At 39.8% G+C, this 18,279-nt stretch carries 23 protein-coding genes and 1 tRNA gene; 3 read left to right on the plus strand and 21 right to left on the minus strand.

Going from position 1 to position 18,279, the window contains the following annotated elements; translation table 11 throughout:
• The first annotated feature begins 28 nt into the window (after positions 1–28).
• Entirely contained in the window at positions 29–1,000 is a 972-nt protein-coding gene (locus ACJJVX_RS20025; protein WP_054206677.1) for a zinc transporter ZntB, read from the plus strand.
• On the opposite strand, the gene ACJJVX_RS20030 is transcribed toward ACJJVX_RS20025, so the two are convergent.
• Positions 978–1,202 carry a Rho-binding antiterminator gene (locus ACJJVX_RS20030; RefSeq protein ID WP_405633209.1) on the minus strand — a complete coding sequence of 75 codons (225 nt, stop codon included), beginning with the start codon at positions 1,200–1,202 and terminating at the stop codon, positions 978–980. The two genes, ACJJVX_RS20025 and ACJJVX_RS20030, sit on opposite strands and share 23 nt — an antisense overlap.
• 65 nt (positions 1,203–1,267) lie before the next feature.
• Positions 1,268–1,342, minus strand: a tRNA-Arg gene (locus ACJJVX_RS20035).
• A 255-nt stretch (positions 1,343–1,597) separates the two neighbouring features.
• Here ACJJVX_RS20035 and ACJJVX_RS20040 point away from each other — a divergent pair.
• A complete protein-coding gene (locus tag ACJJVX_RS20040) occupies positions 1,598–1,780 on the plus strand; it encodes a hypothetical protein (protein WP_054206675.1) in 183 nt (60 codons plus the stop codon).
• On the opposite strand, the gene ACJJVX_RS20045 is transcribed toward ACJJVX_RS20040, so the two are convergent.
• The 3 genes from ACJJVX_RS20045 to ACJJVX_RS20055 are packed head-to-tail and all read right to left on the minus strand — an operon-like array spanning position 1,777 to position 3,491.
• The gene (locus tag ACJJVX_RS20045; RefSeq protein WP_405633213.1) at positions 1,777–2,586 is read right to left on the minus strand and encodes a phosphotransferase; all 810 of its coding nucleotides are present in this window, start codon (positions 2,584–2,586) and stop codon (positions 1,777–1,779) included. The two genes, ACJJVX_RS20040 and ACJJVX_RS20045, sit on opposite strands and share 4 nt — an antisense overlap.
• Before the next feature lie 8 nt (positions 2,587–2,594).
• The gene (gene pnuC / locus ACJJVX_RS20050) at positions 2,595–3,218 is read right to left on the minus strand and encodes a nicotinamide riboside transporter PnuC (protein WP_054206673.1); all 624 of its coding nucleotides are present in this window, start codon (positions 3,216–3,218) and stop codon (positions 2,595–2,597) included.
• A gap of 18 nt (positions 3,219–3,236) precedes the next feature.
• Positions 3,237–3,491 (minus strand): YkoF family thiamine/hydroxymethylpyrimidine-binding protein, encoded by a 255-nt coding sequence (locus ACJJVX_RS20055; RefSeq protein WP_054206672.1) that lies wholly within the window; start codon positions 3,489–3,491, stop codon positions 3,237–3,239.
• A 132-nt stretch (positions 3,492–3,623) separates the two neighbouring features.
• Between ACJJVX_RS20055 and ACJJVX_RS20060 the strand changes: the two genes are divergently transcribed.
• On the plus strand, positions 3,624–3,863 hold the full coding sequence (locus ACJJVX_RS20060; protein WP_405633217.1) for a DUF2960 domain-containing protein: 240 nt from the start codon (positions 3,624–3,626) through the stop codon (positions 3,861–3,863).
• Positions 3,864–3,891: 28 nt separating this feature from the next.
• On the opposite strand, the gene alr is transcribed toward ACJJVX_RS20060, so the two are convergent.
• From alr to rnr, 16 genes are all read right to left on the minus strand, one after another.
• Entirely contained in the window at positions 3,892–4,971 is a 1,080-nt protein-coding gene (gene alr / locus ACJJVX_RS20065) for an alanine racemase (RefSeq protein ID WP_054206670.1), read from the minus strand.
• Between the two features lies 1 nt (position 4,972).
• Positions 4,973–6,352: a replicative DNA helicase gene (dnaB, locus tag ACJJVX_RS20070; RefSeq protein WP_054206669.1), complete on the minus strand. Its 1,380-nt coding sequence runs from the start codon at positions 6,350–6,352 to the stop codon at positions 4,973–4,975.
• Between the two features lie 113 nt (positions 6,353–6,465).
• The gene (locus ACJJVX_RS20075; protein WP_054206705.1) at positions 6,466–7,407 is read right to left on the minus strand and encodes a DUF4097 family beta strand repeat-containing protein; all 942 of its coding nucleotides are present in this window, start codon (positions 7,405–7,407) and stop codon (positions 6,466–6,468) included.
• 11 nt (positions 7,408–7,418) lie between these two features.
• The gene (locus ACJJVX_RS20080) at positions 7,419–7,901 is read right to left on the minus strand and encodes a hypothetical protein (RefSeq protein ID WP_082355730.1); all 483 of its coding nucleotides are present in this window, start codon (positions 7,899–7,901) and stop codon (positions 7,419–7,421) included.
• Entirely contained in the window at positions 7,882–8,439 is a 558-nt protein-coding gene (locus ACJJVX_RS20085) for an RNA polymerase sigma factor (protein WP_054206668.1), read from the minus strand. The genes ACJJVX_RS20080 and ACJJVX_RS20085 overlap by 20 nt, the downstream gene beginning before the upstream one ends.
• Positions 8,440–8,997: 558 nt before the next feature.
• The gene (locus ACJJVX_RS20090; protein ID WP_405633220.1) at positions 8,998–10,818 is read right to left on the minus strand and encodes a hypothetical protein; all 1,821 of its coding nucleotides are present in this window, start codon (positions 10,816–10,818) and stop codon (positions 8,998–9,000) included.
• The gene (locus ACJJVX_RS20095) at positions 10,818–11,339 is read right to left on the minus strand and encodes a PilW family protein (RefSeq protein WP_054206666.1); all 522 of its coding nucleotides are present in this window, start codon (positions 11,337–11,339) and stop codon (positions 10,818–10,820) included. The genes ACJJVX_RS20090 and ACJJVX_RS20095 overlap by 1 nt, the downstream gene beginning before the upstream one ends.
• 2 nt (positions 11,340–11,341) lie before the next feature.
• The gene (locus tag ACJJVX_RS20100) at positions 11,342–11,743 is read right to left on the minus strand and encodes a prepilin-type N-terminal cleavage/methylation domain-containing protein (protein ID WP_054206665.1); all 402 of its coding nucleotides are present in this window, start codon (positions 11,741–11,743) and stop codon (positions 11,342–11,344) included.
• On the minus strand, positions 11,743–12,192 hold the full coding sequence (locus ACJJVX_RS20105) for a GspH/FimT family pseudopilin (protein ID WP_064436039.1): 450 nt from the start codon (positions 12,190–12,192) through the stop codon (positions 11,743–11,745). Before ACJJVX_RS20105 ends, ACJJVX_RS20100 begins: the two co-directional genes overlap by 1 nt.
• 2 nt (positions 12,193–12,194) lie before the next feature.
• Positions 12,195–12,647, minus strand: a complete 453-nt coding sequence (locus tag ACJJVX_RS20110) for a type IV pilin protein (RefSeq protein ID WP_316244668.1) — start codon at positions 12,645–12,647, stop codon at positions 12,195–12,197.
• A gap of 307 nt (positions 12,648–12,954) precedes the next feature.
• The gene (gene rplI, locus ACJJVX_RS20115) at positions 12,955–13,407 is read right to left on the minus strand and encodes a 50S ribosomal protein L9 (RefSeq protein WP_054206663.1); all 453 of its coding nucleotides are present in this window, start codon (positions 13,405–13,407) and stop codon (positions 12,955–12,957) included.
• Positions 13,408–13,443: 36 nt separating this feature from the next.
• On the minus strand, positions 13,444–13,671 hold the full coding sequence (rpsR, locus tag ACJJVX_RS20120) for a 30S ribosomal protein S18 (protein WP_002962753.1): 228 nt from the start codon (positions 13,669–13,671) through the stop codon (positions 13,444–13,446).
• A 12-nt stretch (positions 13,672–13,683) separates the two neighbouring features.
• Positions 13,684–13,986 carry a primosomal replication protein N gene (gene priB / locus ACJJVX_RS20125; protein ID WP_054206702.1) on the minus strand — a complete coding sequence of 101 codons (303 nt, stop codon included), beginning with the start codon at positions 13,984–13,986 and terminating at the stop codon, positions 13,684–13,686.
• Between the two features lie 69 nt (positions 13,987–14,055).
• On the minus strand, positions 14,056–14,397 hold the full coding sequence (rpsF, locus tag ACJJVX_RS20130) for a 30S ribosomal protein S6 (protein WP_054206662.1): 342 nt from the start codon (positions 14,395–14,397) through the stop codon (positions 14,056–14,058).
• A 219-nt stretch (positions 14,398–14,616) separates the two neighbouring features.
• The gene (gene rlmB / locus ACJJVX_RS20135) at positions 14,617–15,363 is read right to left on the minus strand and encodes a 23S rRNA (guanosine(2251)-2'-O)-methyltransferase RlmB (RefSeq protein ID WP_054206661.1); all 747 of its coding nucleotides are present in this window, start codon (positions 15,361–15,363) and stop codon (positions 14,617–14,619) included.
• On the minus strand, positions 15,360–17,852 hold the full coding sequence (rnr, locus tag ACJJVX_RS20140; RefSeq protein ID WP_405633224.1) for a ribonuclease R: 2,493 nt from the start codon (positions 17,850–17,852) through the stop codon (positions 15,360–15,362). Before rnr ends, rlmB begins: the two co-directional genes overlap by 4 nt.
• Positions 17,853–18,279 lie beyond the last annotated feature (427 nt).

Consider the following 18,279-nt stretch of genomic DNA (forward strand, 5'->3'; position numbering starts at 1 on the left):
AACAATACACTAATAATGAGAATTTACTATGTTCGACGGTTTATTACATGCACTCATACTTGATGAGCAAGGCGGTTCACGTGCAATCGAAAGCAGTGCCGAACTTCACAATTGGCAGCCATCTCATGGGAAATTATGGGTGCATATGGATTATAGCCAAAGCGACGCTGTTGAATGGCTAAAAAGCTGTGATTTTTTAACTGATTACGAGCTAGAATCATTGACTGCAGAAGAAACTCGTCCTCGTATAGCGAGAGCGACAAATGGCTGTATGCTGTTTTTACGTGGTGTAAATTTAAATCCGGCACAAAGCCCTGAGGACATGGTGTCTATTCGTTTGTTTATTAATGAAAATGTAGTAATAACAACACGCAAACGTAGATTGCTATCGGTGCAGGATATTCTTGCTTCATTACATGAAAATACTGGGCCAAGCAGTATTTCCGAATTAGTGTGTCAATTAGCGCAAAACCTTACGTCTCGTATGCAAGGCGTTATTGATGGTTTAGACGATACGTTAGATGTATTTGAAGATGAAATTGATGAACCTACCAAGCGTTTTGATAATCAAGGTTTGTCACAATTACGCCGCCAATCAATTGGCCTAAAACGCTATATTAGACCGCAAAAAGAAGCACTGAGTACATTGATGGCAAATAAATATAGCTGGCTCAATGAAAACGATAAAGCGAAACTAAACGAAACAACGAACATGCTTATTCGTTTTATTGAAGAGTTAGACAGCTCTATCGAGCGCGCGCAGATAATTCAACAAACGATTACCAACCAAATATCTGAGCAATTAAATCAACGTATGTATGTGATGTCGGTTGTCGCGGCTTTATTTTTACCTCTGGGGTTTTTAACTGGTTTGCTCGGCGTTAATGTTGGTGGTATTCCAGGCACTGATAGCCCTTATGCCTTTAGCTTATTTGTGCTTTTTTTAGTTGTACTTACGAGCAGTATTGGTATTTACTTTAAAAATAAGAAATGGCTTTAATATGATCTAGGCGAACTCTTTGTTCGCCTTTTTCTTGATGTTCAATAAGTAAAAATTCACCTTCCCCTTTAAGGTTTAGTAAATTTTTAGCATTACCTACTACCTGTGTATTATCCGTGGTAATTATTTTAACCATTGAAAAGTGCATACAAAACAATTCATATTGATCGTAATCACTGCATTTTATTGGTTGATAAGTCATTGGCGTTAATCATTGATAAAACTAAAGTGTAGCAGGAAGAAAAAGAGAAGAAAAATAATAGCAAATGGCGCTCTCGGTAGGGATCGAACCTACAACTCAGCCTCCGGAGGGCCACGTGATATCCATTTCACCACGAGAGCACATTTGTGCCGCCACACCAACTCGCGATATCAGTGCTTAGGCATCAGCAATAATAAAGGCATCTGCAACTAAATGCTAGCTTCTATCGCCTATATGCCTATTAATTCAGCAAATTATAATAAATTGCTTCACAAGCAAGCAAAAAACAGCTATTAAATTATACTTAGTAAAAATTAATAACCATTTTGCAACATATCTATACTAGAGACGTACTTATCAAGCACGTGTAAAAGGTTTAACAAGAGGAAGTATTTATGAGTTTAATGTCAACCGAGCAAGTCGCTGAATTTTTAGGTGTAAAAACAGAACGTGTTAAGCGCCTTGCGCGAGAAAGTTTGTTAATTTCAAAATCAGTCGATGAGAACGGTGAGCCTTTATTTGATTCTGATGAAGTCACTAAATATAAAGAACTTGCAGCACGCTTTGGTGGTCTTTAGGGCTTACTAAAGCGTAAATTAATTAAACGGTCTAATTGCGTACGTAAAACGGTTACCTTATCACCCACCGAACGTGCGCTATACCAAAGAATACATAACAGCAAAAATATTAATTGGTAGCACTCAAGCTTTCTAACCGATACTGTAAATCGATGTTGTATAGGCAACGATCGCTGATACGTCTCGAGTAAACCTACCTTCTCAACTGGATCAAGCTCACAACTGACTACAATCGCGGCTAAATCAAAGTATACGTCATTGGTCTTCGCGTATTCAAAATCAATTAAAAACATTCCATAGGGGTTTTCTATAATGTTTTCTTTAACTAAATCATTATGACAAAAACCACTATCACGTGGAAATAGTTCAACCTGTGACAACGTTTGCTCAATGATAATTTTATAATGTTGATAAAGTGAGGTATCACGATAGTGATCAAGCTCTTGTTTGATGTCCATAGGTAACGTAACGACTTGATGGTGATGTAAAGCGACCAATTTATTTATTAACTCAGGGGTATAATTATTATTGGTGATAGCGCCTTCAATATACTCAAAAATAGCAAATTGGTTAATTTCATCTACCCATAAAAGCTCAGGGCACACCTGCTTTTTGGCAAATAAAGCTTGCGCCGACAAGCCGACGGTAGGCCAATGTTCACGGTAAAACTTTAGCAAATAAGCATGTTGCTTGGTACGTACTAGAAAGTTGTCGTTACTTAAGCCGTTATGAAGACGCTCAATACTGAATATTTTTAATTGAGAATTAAAAGCGGCAAAAATACCGCTAATTTCATTATCAGTCATACAGCTCCTTATAATTGCGCTAAGGGTTTGGCTTGATTTTGTTCATATTCTTCGTACCAGGTTTTAAACCCCCACACAGCCATAATGGTATAAAATACAAATAATGCTAATGTTGGGTAGTAGCCTTTCTCGTAATATAAATACATCGAAGCTGTATCAATAACTATCCAATACAACCAATTTTCGAGTACTTTTTTAGCAACTAAGTAAGTTGTTACCACAGCAAAACAGGTAGTAAAGCTATCTAAATAAGCAAAATCTGCATGGGTGTAATTAGTCATAACATAGCCCAGTATTACTGCAACGATTGAAGTCGCTACAATAATCACTAAGTGCTGATTTAGCGTCCATGAAGTAATCACTAACTCACGTAAGTTGTCCCCCCCTCTACGCCAGGCTATCCAGCCATATACTGCCATATACATATAATAAAAATGTAGCAGTGACTCCATTAACAAGGCACCATTCCAATACATTATTGTATAAATAAATGTGCTTAAGAATGCAGCAGGCCAACACCAAAGGTTCTCTTTTATTGCTAACAATAAATACGCCATTGAGAGTGCTACGGCTATATATTCCCAATACGACATCGCGGTAAACCCTGCGAGCGTTTGTGTTATAAATTCCATAATTGATCCGTTTAGACTTTAAAGTTCAGGAGAGAGATCACCATTTAGAAATTTACAAACAAAAATAGCCTTACCAAACTCTTCGTATGAACGTTTTATCTCTGTATTTAACACTGACATTACCAAATCGTAATCACCAAAAATCTGTGTTGATAGCGTATTTGTTATTACTTTTAAATCATCATATTCATTTAAACGATCAATAAAACCTTTAATAAATGGAATATAATCTTGATGAAGTGGGTATTTACTGATCTCTACTGATAATTTCATGATAATCCTTGATATTAACGACGAAAATTATAACTATTGTAACGTGACCCCAGACACAAGTCATTCAAAGGTAGAGTGGATGTAAAAGAAGGTGTAAAATCACTGTAATTTAATTCCGTTTACGAGTTTCTCATGGCACGACGCATTACTTACAAATTTAAAGATCAACCTCGCGAAATTAATTTTTCAAAAGATAAATACCACGATATGTATCAAGCGATTGCAGCTGCAGAAGGTATTGATTTAACTAACTACCTCAGCATGGTTCAGCAAATTGAAATGACATCGAAAGGCTCAGCGTCTGTTCGTAACTTTCGCGATCAAGAGTTTGCACGTATGGGATTTAGCGATGTGTACTTTATTAAAGAGTAGCTATATTAAAGAGTAGCTATAAATTTAGCTACTCTAGGTATTCATAGCTGACACGAGGGGTAATATTACAGAGTAACTCGTAAGGAATTGTCGTAGCACATTGGGCGACTTCTTCAACGGGTAACTCTGGCCCCCACATCTCGACTTCATCGCCTACTTTAATGCCAGCGGTGTTTTCGCCAATGTCCACACTAATCATATCCATTGAGACACTTCCTGCGATAGGGTAACGTTTAGAGCCTATTACCACAGGCGTCCCTTGCTTTGCATGGCGCGGATATCCATCACCATATCCCATAGCAACCACAGCAAGCTTAGTGGCCTTAGTGCTTTGCCAGCGCCCGCCATATCCTACACATTGCTGCGCATCCACATCACGAATTGCTATTACTTTAGTGGTTAAACGCATCACAGGCTTTAATCCATGTTCTTTACCTGTCGCATTAAGCATTGGCGATACGCCATACATCATCAAACCTGGACGTACCCATTCACCATGACCGGCAGGCCACGCAATAATACCCGCTGAATTTGATAAACAATGCGCTTGTTGTTTACCTTGTACTAAAGAGTCAAATAAGGCAATTTGCGCAGCTGTTTTTGGATCTTGTAGATCATCAGCGCAAGAAAAGTGCGTCATCAAATTGATTGTATCTTTAGCATTACTCGTTGCTTGCAAGCGTTGGTAAAAATCATTGAGTTGCGCAGGCGCAATGCCAAGACGGTGCATACCGGTATTAATTTTTAACCAGCAATTAATTGGCTCATCAAGATTTGCCTCTTCAAGTGCTTTAAGCTGATTTTCATCATGAATAATAGTTTGAAAGTTATTAGCCAATAAAATAGGTAAGTCATCTTGATGAAAAAAACCTTCGAGCAATACAATTGGCTTAGTTAACCCACCCGCTCTAAGTGCTAAAGCTTCATCAATGCGCGCAACAGCAAACGCATCAGCATCATTAAGATGCTGCGCTATTTTTACTAAACCATGTCCATAAGCATTGGCTTTTAATACCGCCATGACCTTACTTTTCGGCGCAAACTTGCGCACTTGCGCTAAGTTATCTGCAAGTGCTGTTAAGTTGATTTGAGCAATAGCTAAACGCATATTAATATTCGTCGTCTACCGCAGGCCCAGCGTAATTATCAAAACGCGAGAACTGACCTTGGAAGGTTAGCCGCACCTTACCAATTGGGCCGTTACGTTGTTTACCTATGATGATTTCAGCAATACCTTTGTCTGTACTGTCTTCGTTATAGACTTCATCACGGTAAATAAACATGATTAAATCGGCATCCTGCTCGATAGAGCCTGATTCACGTAAGTCAGAGTTAATTGGACGTTTATCAGCACGTTGCTCTAGGGTACGGTTAAGCTGAGACAGTGCTACCACAGGGCATTTCAATTCTTTTGCTAATGACTTGAGTGAACGTGAAATTTCAGCAATCTCTAAGGTACGATTGTCCGACAAACTTGGTACACGCATAAGTTGTAAGTAATCCACCATGATCATACTGATACCGCCATGATCACGCGCAATACGACGTGCACGTGAACGTACATCAGTTGGTGTTAAGCCTGATGCATCATCGACAAACATTTTACCTTTTTCCATGAGCAGTCCCATGGTTGAAGATAACCGTGCCCAATCATCATCATCTAATTGACCAGTACGTACTTTGGTTTGGTTAATACGACCAAGCGATGCCAGCATCCTCATCATGATTTGCTCAGATGGCATTTCTAATGAGTAAATAAGTACTGGTTTATCTTGAGTCATCGCTGCATGTTCAGCTAAGTTCATCGCAAAGGTGGTTTTACCCATTGATGGACGCGCTGCAACAATAATTAAATCTGATGGCTGTAAACCAGTCGTCATTTTATCTAGATCAGCGTAACCGGTGCTTACCCCTGTCACACCATCTTGTGGTGACTGGTATAGCTCTTCGATTTTATCGACAGTTTTTTCTAATATGCTGTGGATACTTTGCGGGCCATCGTTGCTTTTTGTGCGTTGCTCAGCAATTTTAAAAACTTTACTCTCTGCAAAATCAAGTAAGTCATGACTGGTGCGCCCTTCAGGGTTAAAACCAGCTTCGGCGATTTCATTGGCAACACCTATCATTTCACGTACTACAGCACGTTCGCGTACGATATTCGCATAAGCATCGATATTCGCCGCACTAGGAGTGTTTTTAGCAATCTCAGCTAAATAAGCAAAGCCGCCTATACCGCTGAGTAAATTCTTTTTCTCTAAGCTCTCTGAGATGGTGATCAAATCGATTGGATCACCAATTTCGGCAAGCTCAACCATCGCTTCAAAAATAAGCTTGTGAGTACGTGTATAGAAATCTTGCGAAACGACTAATTCAGCAACACGGTCAAAGGCTTGATTATCAAGCATTAAGCCACCTAAAACAGATTGCTCTGCTTCAATGGAATGAGGAGGAACTTTAAGGGTGTCGACTTGTTTATCTGGTTTAGCCATAACTTCGCAATACTAAAATACAATTGCGTCTATTCTATCGACTTGGTAACGCTGTGCAAATAGCAAAGCGGGAATTCTTTTCCCGCTTGCTACTTTTTAATTAAGTAGAATTGTTATTTTTTACGTAATTCAATTCGCCCACTGATGGTGTCTATTTCAATATCCCCATCACCACCATTAATTGAAAACTCCAATTCACTTGATGGGCCGTATTTTGCTTTTTTAACTTTATCATTACTCAATTCATTGACGATTTTACCATTAGCATGTGCTTCAATTTCAAATCGTGCTGAGACATTCGCAGGAAAGAAAAACTCGGCATCACCACTAACAGACTCATAGGTTATTTGTGCACCTTTGATTAACTCATTAATCCGCACTTCGCTTTCACCATTTACGGTATTAATACGCAAACTTTTTAGTTTATCAAACGTAAAATCTATATCACCGTTTACATTCTCTAAACGCACATCTTGCGCGCGGGTTGTTGATTTTATATCGCCATTGACCGCTGTAAACCTTAATGTGCCTTGAGAGTTTTTATCGTTAATTTCACCGTTTACAGTTTCAAAGCGAATATCGCCATTAAGATCTTGCGCACTAACGTCGCCATTAACCGTGTCAAAGCTCAAGTCACCACTGAGACTTTGCACATTGATATCGCCATTGACCGTATCTATCTCAGCGCCCGCGTGTAAATCTTTGGCGCTAATAGTGACATTAACACCTGCGAACTCAAGTTCACTTGTTTTCGGCATATAGATAGTCAGTTTAGAGCCATCACCACTGTTCCAGCCATTGTTGACGTTCCGTGGCATTTTTACAATAAACTCAATCCGTCCATTGCTATTTTCTAACCTGTACCCATTGGCCTTATCATCCAGCTCACCTTCTATTTTAAGTTGCGCTTTATCCCACCCTTCGATGCGAATGTCACCTCGTTGATTTTCAATAAATACACGCTTGTTTACAGGGACATCAACTATTTCATTGATCTTTTGACCTGCTAATGCTGATAAGGGTAATACACTTAATAATAAACATAATACTTTCATAATAGGGACTCCTAAATTTGTTGCCATTTGGGTGCGTGCACCTTATTGATTAAATCCAATTGCTGTTGATATATCTGAGCAAGCATTTTCAATAGCGCTGGGTTTTCAGGCTCATTCTCAAGCGCTTGCTTTATCGCGCTTTCAGCCTCTTCCAGTTCATTTAATTGCTGCTGCCAATTATTCGTTAATGCCGGTTGATTTTGATATTGCACTAACAAGCTTTGCTTTTGCTCTGTAAAATAATCACTCATAGCAACACCCGTTTTTTGCTGCGGCGTATTAAAAAGTAACTGAGCAGTCAATAACGCTCCGACCGTGCATGCAGCAACACCAGCTAGTTTAGGCCACACAGCCACTTTAGTTTGTTGCGGTAGTTTGTGTGATAGTGCTTTTTCAATACCTGGCCACAAATCTTTTTGCGGCGGGAGTTCAGTTTGCGAGCGATTTAATGACTCAACTAAAAATTCTTCAAAATCAAGCTTGCTCATTTTCATACCACTCTTTTAATAACTGTCGTGCGCGATGAAACTGCGACTTACTAGAACCAACTGCCATACCTAGCATGGTTGCAATTTCCTCATGGCGATAACCTTCAATAGCGTGTAATACAAATACCATTCGGGCTCGCTCTGGGAGCCTTAAAACCAATTTATCGAGTCCATTTAAACCTTGGCAATCATCAGCGCTTTGCTCATCCATACCACTTTGTTCAAAACTCACTACTTTTTGCAGCCAGTTTTTATGTTTGCGTAAGTAACTAATGGCAATATTGCTGGTAACACTGTGCAGCCAAGTCGAAAATTGTGACTGCCCTTCAAAGCTAGCAATTTTATGCCATAACTGTACAAACACTTCTTGCGTGGCATCTTCAGCGTGCTCTCTATCAGCGAGTAATCGTAGGCATAATGCGTATACTCGCTTAACATGCAGTGTATACAACGCTGCATAGGCTTGTTGATCGCCACTTTTTACTTTCTCAATCAACACAGTTTCACTGTGTTGATTAAAAGCATGTTTTGCATTTATCAACATCGCAGATGTTGTCCCTTTATGATTATTATTCTGAATGTAGTTTATACTTAAGCCATGTAGAAATACGATATTTCAGGTTTTTAAGTTTCTTGCATAGTTAGACGTGAAAAGAGGTGAAAAAGGTTTAAAGGACGTTTAATTATTTTTAATTTAATCTCAATTTTGGTTAAAGTATTTCCGCGTATATTTAACTATATGAAAATAATCTCAACTGTCCAACCGGAGATTTTCAGGTATTACGGGGCTAATCTCGCTAGGGGCTTTTTATCATCAGTCGATTCAACATAGTTATACCAATCTGCGTAGATATGGAGTCTATTTAATGACAAGAAAATTGCGCTATAACTAGGCTAAAATTTTTATATCTAGTTGTTCTAAATAAAAATTTTTAACAACGTTATAGCGTGATTTAATTCGTTAAATTGTTCAAATATTTATGCAGATTGGTATTAACATTGAAAATAGCCACAAGGCCTGATTTTTCAGCTAAGACTCAGAACTTAATTTATTGAAATAAAAACGACTAACCTAAGTTAGCCGTTATAAATATAAACACAATTAAGGAGTCGGTACTATAGGGTCTACCACCGCTTTTTGAGGAGTTTTATAGGACCAACCAAGGAAAATTAACTCGCCTGCAGTTTTACCTCCCCCGCCACCGCCAACATTAGTCAAGTTAACATCATGGTGAATACCACCCTTACCTGATGCGGTGACCGTTTTTCCTCTAATAGAACCACTAAAACCACCATTAGCAACCACTTTAACATCCGTTTTAGGCGCATAGATTGCAGCATACAAATTAGCATCAGCGTCTATATCTATACCATTATTTTGCTCATTGCTTGAATAGACACTAAATACAGGCTTGCCTGTGGCTGTTAAACCATGCTTCATGGTTATAGAGCCTGGTGAAGCTTTCATTTTAACTTTACCTGTTACGTAAAGAGTTAAACTACTCCCTTCTGCAATATGTATTTCTGACGACCCTTCCATTTTAAAGTCACCATTAACAACTAAAGTAACGTCACCACCGGCCACTTTTAAATTACCATTATTTAATGAAAGACTACCCATCTTGAGTACTTTAACATCAACCTCTTTATCTATCGTGGCAAGCGCATAAGTAATTGTGGCTGGGCGAGCACCTAACCAATTTTCCCATACATAGCTCCCCTGATTTTCAATTTTAGATTGCGCAATCTCAGGTGTTAACTCATAAATAACACGCGTTTCAGGCTTACTAGGAACAAGTACCGAGTTACCGTGCTTAACTATAATTTTTTCAGCCGCAGGATCAACAAGCGCAGTAACAAGTTTGGTTACATCAATTGGATCACACTTTACTTTACCGCCCTCAAAATTAGTCGGATCTTGTGAAGGAACTAGCTCGACATTTGGGTTAACTTTATAGCGTATATCTGAGTAAGGTATACCATTTTGCTCTAGTTGAGATGCCAAATTTTTTGCGGTGAATGTTCCACCATACATCACATCTAACCCATCATTATTTCGATTCACTAAGATTGTAGTTGCGCTATTGTTAGGGATGATAAAGTCCTTATTAGCCCGAATAACACCTAACACCTTGCCTTGCTTCCAAGTCACGTGACCTGCAGATAAAACGTCACCACCTACAGCAGTATCAAGAGGGAAACCATCCGGTAAAACAGGATCAGTAGATACAGTGAAATTAGAATCAATAATAATATGATTATTTGCGCGTAAAGTACCCGTTATAGGCGATGACCCCGAAAAAATGATACTGCCTGTTGCATGCACACTGCCCCAAATTGCTGATGCTCCTGACAAGGTAACATCCTTATCTTTATAGACAGTACCTATCACCGCACCAGCTTCCGCTTTACTGGGATCATAGTCCCCCTTGCTTGAATCGTAACTATCAATTCGACCGCTCGCACTGAGTGATACGCCTTCACAGCCAACAATTGCATTTTGAAAAAGTGATTCGGCTTTACCTGGTTTAAATCCAAATCGTGCAACTAAATTGCTTTGCGCGTCACCGCTATAGCGCTGACCAAGACTAGCTATTTCTAATTCCCCAGCAAGGTTTTTACTTATGCTTGCATCATATGTTGCGTCGATTCCAATCAAACCTCTGCCACTGGCATTACCCGCTGCGGCAATTAATCCATCAATGTCTAATTCTCCATTATTATTCAACGCTTGCTGCATTAATCTCGCTTCTTCGAACACACCTTTTTCTGCAAGCAAACGACTATTCATTTTCTTTTGAAAATTACCACTCATGCGCTCTTGTACAATATTTTCGCGTAATGAATTAAGTACTACAATACTTGCCATACTGGTCAATATAAGCACCGTAATGAGTGTAAAACCTTGCTGTTTATTGTTCACTACACACCACCAAAAGCATTCGTTAAAATAACATTAGAAACCGCAACATCAATACTTATTGCGTTACCAAACTGACTCGGTAAATTTTCAGGCGCCACATTGATTTTTACTACGTTGTTATTAATAGAAAAATTTAACCTTTCAACACCTGTTAGTAACCGCTCTGGAGCAGCAGCTCCTAACGTACACATTAAGTTATTGCCCGTTAATGTGTATATTTCCGTCGTAGGTGCCACAGCGACACTTCCATTACAGGTAATTACGCCTGCGGGCTGCCCAATACTAATAGATAACCCGTCAGCGGCGACAATCGGTAGAGTCGGTGTTTGCTTTATGCTCCGAGTAAATACTTTGCTTGTATAGCGTATAACTTCTTGTGCATTTTCAAGCTCCTTACTGACCATAATGGTACCTTTAATCGCAGAATACGACAGGCTCACCCCTGCCAATAAAAATGATCCAGCGGCCAAAGCAACCATTAATTCCACTAATGTATAGCCACGCATTGAAGAAGAGCTCATAACTAAATACACCCAGCAGGTAAAGTAGGATAACTTGCATTAAGCGATATTTGATTTACAGCTGCATCCGTCATCCGCTCATCAGCCCATGAAACTGTAATTTGCATGTCATCAGCATAAGCCGCAGGTAATGTGAGCTGAAAGTCTGTTGTTTGAGGCCCTAGAAAGGTCCGAAAGTTTACATCAGTAAATAGTGCTGGGTTTGTCGTTTGCAACTCACATAAGCGTGGCCAAATACGTTCGAGAGTATTTTGGCCTTGCACCAAAGAAACCGTATAATTGAAACTGTTATTTGCGAACTGCAACGACTTTAATTGCGCGGCAGCTAAGCCCAACAATGCTATGCCAGCAATGACAACTGACAGCATAACTTCTAACAATGAAAATCCATTTTGCTTTATCATTATGCACAACCTACCGATTTTTCAATCAGCCAATTTTGGCCGCTTTTTAAAATACACAAATAATAATCAACGGTATCAGTTGACGTATCTTCAACTAAAATTGTACTTGCAGCAGATATTTCACCAGTTGATAACACTGTACGATTAACGAGGGATACAGTAACCCCCTGATGTTGAATAACAAATTCTTTTAAAACAGTTTCGACACCATCAACAGGAGCCTTCACTTGCCACTTAGTACCGCTAACTGCTAATGTTACATCCTTATCGCGTTTCACAGCTTCACTGCGCGCATATTTATATACGCTATTAAGTTGGTTTGCAGTAGTGACTACGCGGTCTTGCATAATCTGCTGGCTAAATGAAGGGAAAGCCAAGACAGCCATAATACCTATAATGCTAACTACAACCATTAATTCAACTAAAGTAAAACCAGCCGTCTTGTTCATTATTATTCCCAACAATTCGTCACGGCAAAACCACCTTTAGTAGCGGATTGTGTTCCATCTTGCTTTATAGCGAGTGCACCACAACGATCGCCTTTTTGTGCCGATGTTGATTTTGGAGTTGCTGTTAATGTAAATTGGCGATTTTTAAAATCAACATTAGCGGCGGCTCCTGGTACGCGATCTGAGGCTACATAACTAAAGCTGTAAAAGTCGGTATTGACAGCCCCATTAAAAGCATCTGGATACCCTCCATTACGAGAATAAATACGCTCTAATACTGCGCCATGTTGGAGTATTACTTGCTGAATATCAGCACGTCGGCTACGTTCCATTTGCTCGGTATAGGCAGGCATAGCCACGGTATATAAAATACCTATAATGGCTACAACTATTAGTAACTCAACTAATGTAAAACCATTCTTTTGGCGTACATTTTCTCTCATCTTATCTTTCACTCTCTAGTTCCTTTACACTATGCCCAGTGCACAAACAATATACAGTGACAACGCTGTCAATGTCAATTAACTACGATTTATTTACAAAAAAATATCATTTAATAGTGATAAATAATTAGTTTTTATTATTGGAATATTAAATCAAGAGTGGAATACACACTTAGCCAAAATGGGTACTCTAATCCATTTTTTCTAAAAATGATACAAAATGACGTCTATTTGCGGGGATTAAACTATTTTATTACATAAGCTGTACACAACAAAAAAGCCGTGCGCAATGCACGGCTTTTATACTTAATTATAAAAATTAAGCTTCAGCGATTACGATTACTTTAATAGTAGCCGTTACGTCTGAATGTACTGCGATTGATACGTCAAATTCGCCAGTCTCACGGATAGTTCCTAGAGGTAAACGAACTTCTGACTTAGCAACTTCAACACCAACAGCTGAGATAGCGTCAGCGATGTCGCGAGTACCAATAGAACCGAATAACTTACCTTCGTCACCAGCTTTAGATACTAATGTAACTTCAGCTAATGCTTCAAGTTTCTCAGCGCGTGCTTGTGCAGCAACAAGCTGTTCAGCGATTTTCGCTTCAAGCTCTGCACGACGTGCGTCAAAAGTTTCAACGTTAGCTTTAGTTGCAGGAACTGCCTTACCTTGCGGGAAAAGGAAGTTACGTGCGAAGCCAGATTTAACTACAACCTGGTCACCTAGGCCACCTAGGTTAGCGATCTTATCTAGTAGAATAACTTGCATGTTTCTACACCTTTTAAAAACGTGTTAATCCGCTGCTTACTTATGTAAGTCAGTGTATGGAAGAAGGGCTAAGTAGCGAGCACGCTTAATAGCTGTTGCTAGCTGGCGCTGGTATTTAGCGCTAGTACCTGTAATACGGCTAGGTACGATTTTGCCACTTTCTGTAACATAGTTTCTAAGAGTAGCTAGATCTTTATAATCGATTTGTTGTACGCCTTCCGCTTTAAAGCGGCAGAACTTACGACGTCTGAAATAACGTGCCATGAGATTAATTCCTCAAATAATTCTTTCGATATGCTGAGCATGCAAAACCAATTGGCTAAGGCCGTTACGACCTTCATGGCGGTTTAAAAAACCGCTCACTTGCAATGCCTGCCCAACGTGCAAATGTTGAGTCTGTTGTTGCATTTGCTTACCACTAGCAACCACTTGAAGCTTTACATAACTATTACGGTTAAGGTCTGCTTCAACTTGCATTGATTTATGTTCTACAACAAAAATACAATGCGGTATACCAGCAGGGCTTTGACTATATTTGGGCGTTTTACAAACGACTCCAGATAGTGTTAGTTGATTCATATAAGGACTAAGCGTTTGGCTCATCTTAATTACTCAACTGAACAAGCGCCATGCTTGGACTCAAAACAATTAAGCAGCTGGTGCTTCTTTCTTCTCTTCTCTTACAAGAGGAGACGCTTCAGTTACAGCATTTTTAGTACGCATAACTAAGTTACGAAGCACTGCATCGTTGTAGCGGAAAGTAGTTTCTAGCTCGCTGATTACTTCAGTAGGTGCTTCAACGTTCATAAGAACATAGTGAGCTTTATGAAGCTTGTTGATTGGGTATGCTAATTGACGGCGACCCCAATCTTCAAGACGGTGGATAACACCACCAGCTTCAGTGATTGAACCAGTATAACGTTCGATCATACCAGATACTTGCTCACTCTGATCAGGGTGAACCATGAATACGATTTCGTAATGACGCATGGATATTCCTTACGGTTAATAGAGCCTTCTACCGTTTCGGCCGGTCGGTTTAAGGCAAGGAATTAATAGTTTAAAAGCCGAAATGAGCGCGCATTTTACGCTTAGTTGGAAAATTAAGCAAGCAGGTTTTTTAGCTTTAAGTGGTAAGCTTTACGTTATAAGTGCTTTGGAGTTAATAAAGGAAAGCTGATGCTATGATTAACATCAGCTTAAAGCTTTTTAAGCTTGTGTTGCATTTCTCTGGCGTAGTACTTCAAACAAACAAATGCCTGTTGCTACAGAAACATTTAAGCTTGAAACGGTGCCGGCCATTGGGATTTTAACGAGTACATCACAGTGTTCACGGGTTAAACGACGCATACCTTCACCTTCTGCCCCCATAACAATCGCCATCGGGCCTGTTAAGTTAGCATCAAATACATGAGTGTCTGTTTCGCCAGCCGTGCCAACAACCCATACACCCGCATCTTTAATCTCACGTAAAGTACGCGCAAGATTGGTTACTTGAATAAGCGGTACTGTTTCTGCTGCGCCGCAGGCAACTTTACGGGCGGTGCCATTTAGTTTTGCTGATTTATCTTTTGGTACAATAATCGCGTGAACACCCGCCGCGTCAGCACTGCGCAAACATGCACCTAAATTATGCGGATCAGTGATGCCATCTAGCACCAGTAAAAAAGGAGTTTCTTCACGCGCAATGATCTCATCAAGATCTTTTTCATTAAATGTAGGTGCAGCTATAACGTTTGCAATAATACCTTGGTGCTGCTCACCCTTTGATTTGTTATCAAGTGCTTTACGTTGCATGAATTGTACTGAGATACCAAATTTACGCGCTTCTTCAATAATTGGAGATAAGCGTTTATCATCACGACCTTTAAGAGCATATATTTCAATAAAACGCTCAGGCTCACTTTCAAAAATTGCTTCAACAGAATGAAAGCCAAAAATTAATTCATTACTCACGTATTACTTGCTCCTGAACTCGTACTTTTACGGGCGTTTTTGCCGGGTCTTTTTGGCTTTTTCACAGCCCTTTTCTTCGGTTTTTTAGCGGTTGTAGCAGCTACCGCACCTGACTTTGTAGTCGGTTTCTTTCTTCCTCTACTCGCACTGCTTTTTTTTGGCTTTGGTTTACCTTGGTCAGTGCGATTTTTTTGCTCAGGGCTAACTTGCTCGGTTTCTTTTTTAGCTGGTATTTTACCGCGCTTTAATTGCGAACGAACACTTGCAGGTTGATGCCCTTTAGGCTCACTACGACGACGGGCGTATCTATCCTGTGCAACATCGCCACTGAGCGTTAAGTTAATTCGGCGCTCATCTAAGCTGACAGATGCCACTTGAACCGTCACTTTATCACCTAGACGAAACACTTTATGAGTGTGCTCACCTATTAAGCAGTGCTTAGAAGCATCATGTTGAAAGTATTCATCACCTAAGTTGGTGACATGAATAAGGCCATCAATTTGTAAATCAGCTAAACGAATGAATAAGCCAAAATTAGTAACCGAGGAGATAACCCCTTCAAATTCATCGCCAACATGATCTTGCATGTATTCACATTTAAGCCAATCAGCTACTTCACGGGTTGCATCGTCAGCACGGCGTTCGGTAGTTGAGCATTGCTCACCCAATTGCGCAACTTCTTCCTCACTATAGGCATAAGCGCCAGAAGTAACCATCCCTTGTGCTTTTAAAATACCTTTAATAGCACGATGTACAACTAAATCTGGGTAACGACGGATTGGCGAAGTGAAATGCGCATATTCATCTAATGACAAACCAAAGTGACCAATGTTTTCAGCCTGATATACGGCTTGCTTCATTGAGCGTAACAGCATTGTCTGAATGAGTTCCGCATCAGGGCGATCACCAAGCTTTGCTAATACATGAGTAATTTCTTTTGGTGTAGGTTCATCACTAAGCGTTGATTCAATACCCAGCTCAGATAAAAACTGCCTAAAGTTACTTAATTTTTCACCATCAGGTTCAGCATGAACACGGTAAAGCGCACTGGCTTCGTGTTTTTCAAGCATTTTAGCAGCTGATACATTGGCTAAAATCATACATTCTTCAATCAACTTATGCGCATCGTTACGTACAACAGGCACGATTGATTCAATTTTGCGTTGAGCGTTAAATACAAAACGCGTTTCAAGCGTTTCAAACTCAATGGCACCACGATCTTGTCGTGCTGCTTTTAGCGCCGTATACATTTGCTGTAAATCAGTCAAATGTGGCACAACTGACGCATATTCTGTACGCAGTTTCTCGTCACCGAGCAAAATATTATTTACTTTTGTGTACGTTAAACGAGCGTGCGAGTTCATCACTGCTTCATAAAAACGGTAGCCTGATAGTTTACCAGCCGCCGATACCATCATTTCTGCGACCATACATAAACGGTCAACTTTAGGGTTCAGTGAACATAAGCCGTTTGACAGCACTTTAGGCAACATAGGAATTACTTGTTCAGGGAAATACACTGAATTACCGCGCTCTATCGCTTCTTTATTTAGAGGCGTGTTCATTCCTACGTAGTGTGATACATCCGCAATAGCAACCCATAAGCGCCAACCACCTGATTGTTCTGGTTCACAATAAACGGCATCATCAAAATCACGGGCATCTTCACCATCAATCGTTACTAATGGTAAATCACGTAAATCAACACGATTTTGTTTGTCAGCTTCTTCAACAAACTCACCTAAATGCTCAACTTGCTTTTCAACCTCATCAGGCCATACATGAGGAATATCGTGGTTACGCAGTGCAACTTCTATTTCCATACCTGGCGCTAAATGCTCACCCAATACATCAATAATTTTGCCTACCGCATTCATATTACGATTAGGGTTTTGTGTAATTTGCACTTGCACCATTTGATTATGACGCGCGCCGTTATCACTGCCTGGTAAAATAATGATATCTTGCGTGATGCGTGGATCTTCGGCCACCACAACAGCAACACCATGTTCTACAAAATAGCGACCGACAATAGGTGCTCGTTCATTAGGTAGTACGCGAATAATACGCGCATCGCATTTACCACCTGAGCCTCGCTTAGTGCCTTTAGCCAGCACAATGTCACCATGGAGCACCATATTCATTTGATGCTTGGCAATAAACCAGTCTTTACTTTCGCCTTCGACTTCTAAAAAGCCAAACCCATCACGGTGACCTATGACTTTTCCTTTTACAAGCCCTGCTTCGTCAATTAAGGCGTAGCATTTAAATTTGTTAAAGAAGAGTTGGCCATCACGTTCCATAGCACGTAAACGGCGCTTGAAAGCAATTTGACGCTCATCATCGTTTACCGCTAACTCTTCACATAATTGATGGAAATTAGCTGGCTTGGCACGGTCTTTTATGTGAGTAAGTATAAACTCACGACTTGGGACAGGGTTTTCGTACTTTTCTTGTTCTCGACTGAGATTAGGATCTTGGTTTGACATTCACTATCTTGTTAATTGGTTATGACGTTATTTTAACCCAAAATAGCGCAATGAGACAGTGCAGCAGCATTAAAGTTTTATGTTACGAGAAATTGATTAAACGCTCCCTCTAATTAATTGAATTATATTAACAATTAAATATAACGACGCGAATAAGGTTTTTTAGCGTTATAAAAAAACCCAAACAAAGTGACCTTGTTTGGGGGGGGATACACCCAAACCTCCTCAAGATGTGAGTTCCAGTTGGAATTAAAAGCGATTTAGGCAAGGCATTGATTGCAAGTAATAGTGAGTCTATTGTTAAAATCAATCCCTTATAAAAGTAACGCAGTATAAATCGCTTTTAAACCAACCCCATGGACGCTTCACAGGCACTTACTCTTTACGTTGTTACTTCTTGCCATTGTTGCAAAGTAACGCCTTGATA

The sequence above is a fragment of the Pseudoalteromonas sp. Ld20 genome (assembly GCF_045064175.1).
Classification (GTDB): Bacteria; Pseudomonadota; Gammaproteobacteria; order Enterobacterales; family Alteromonadaceae; genus Pseudoalteromonas; species Pseudoalteromonas neustonica.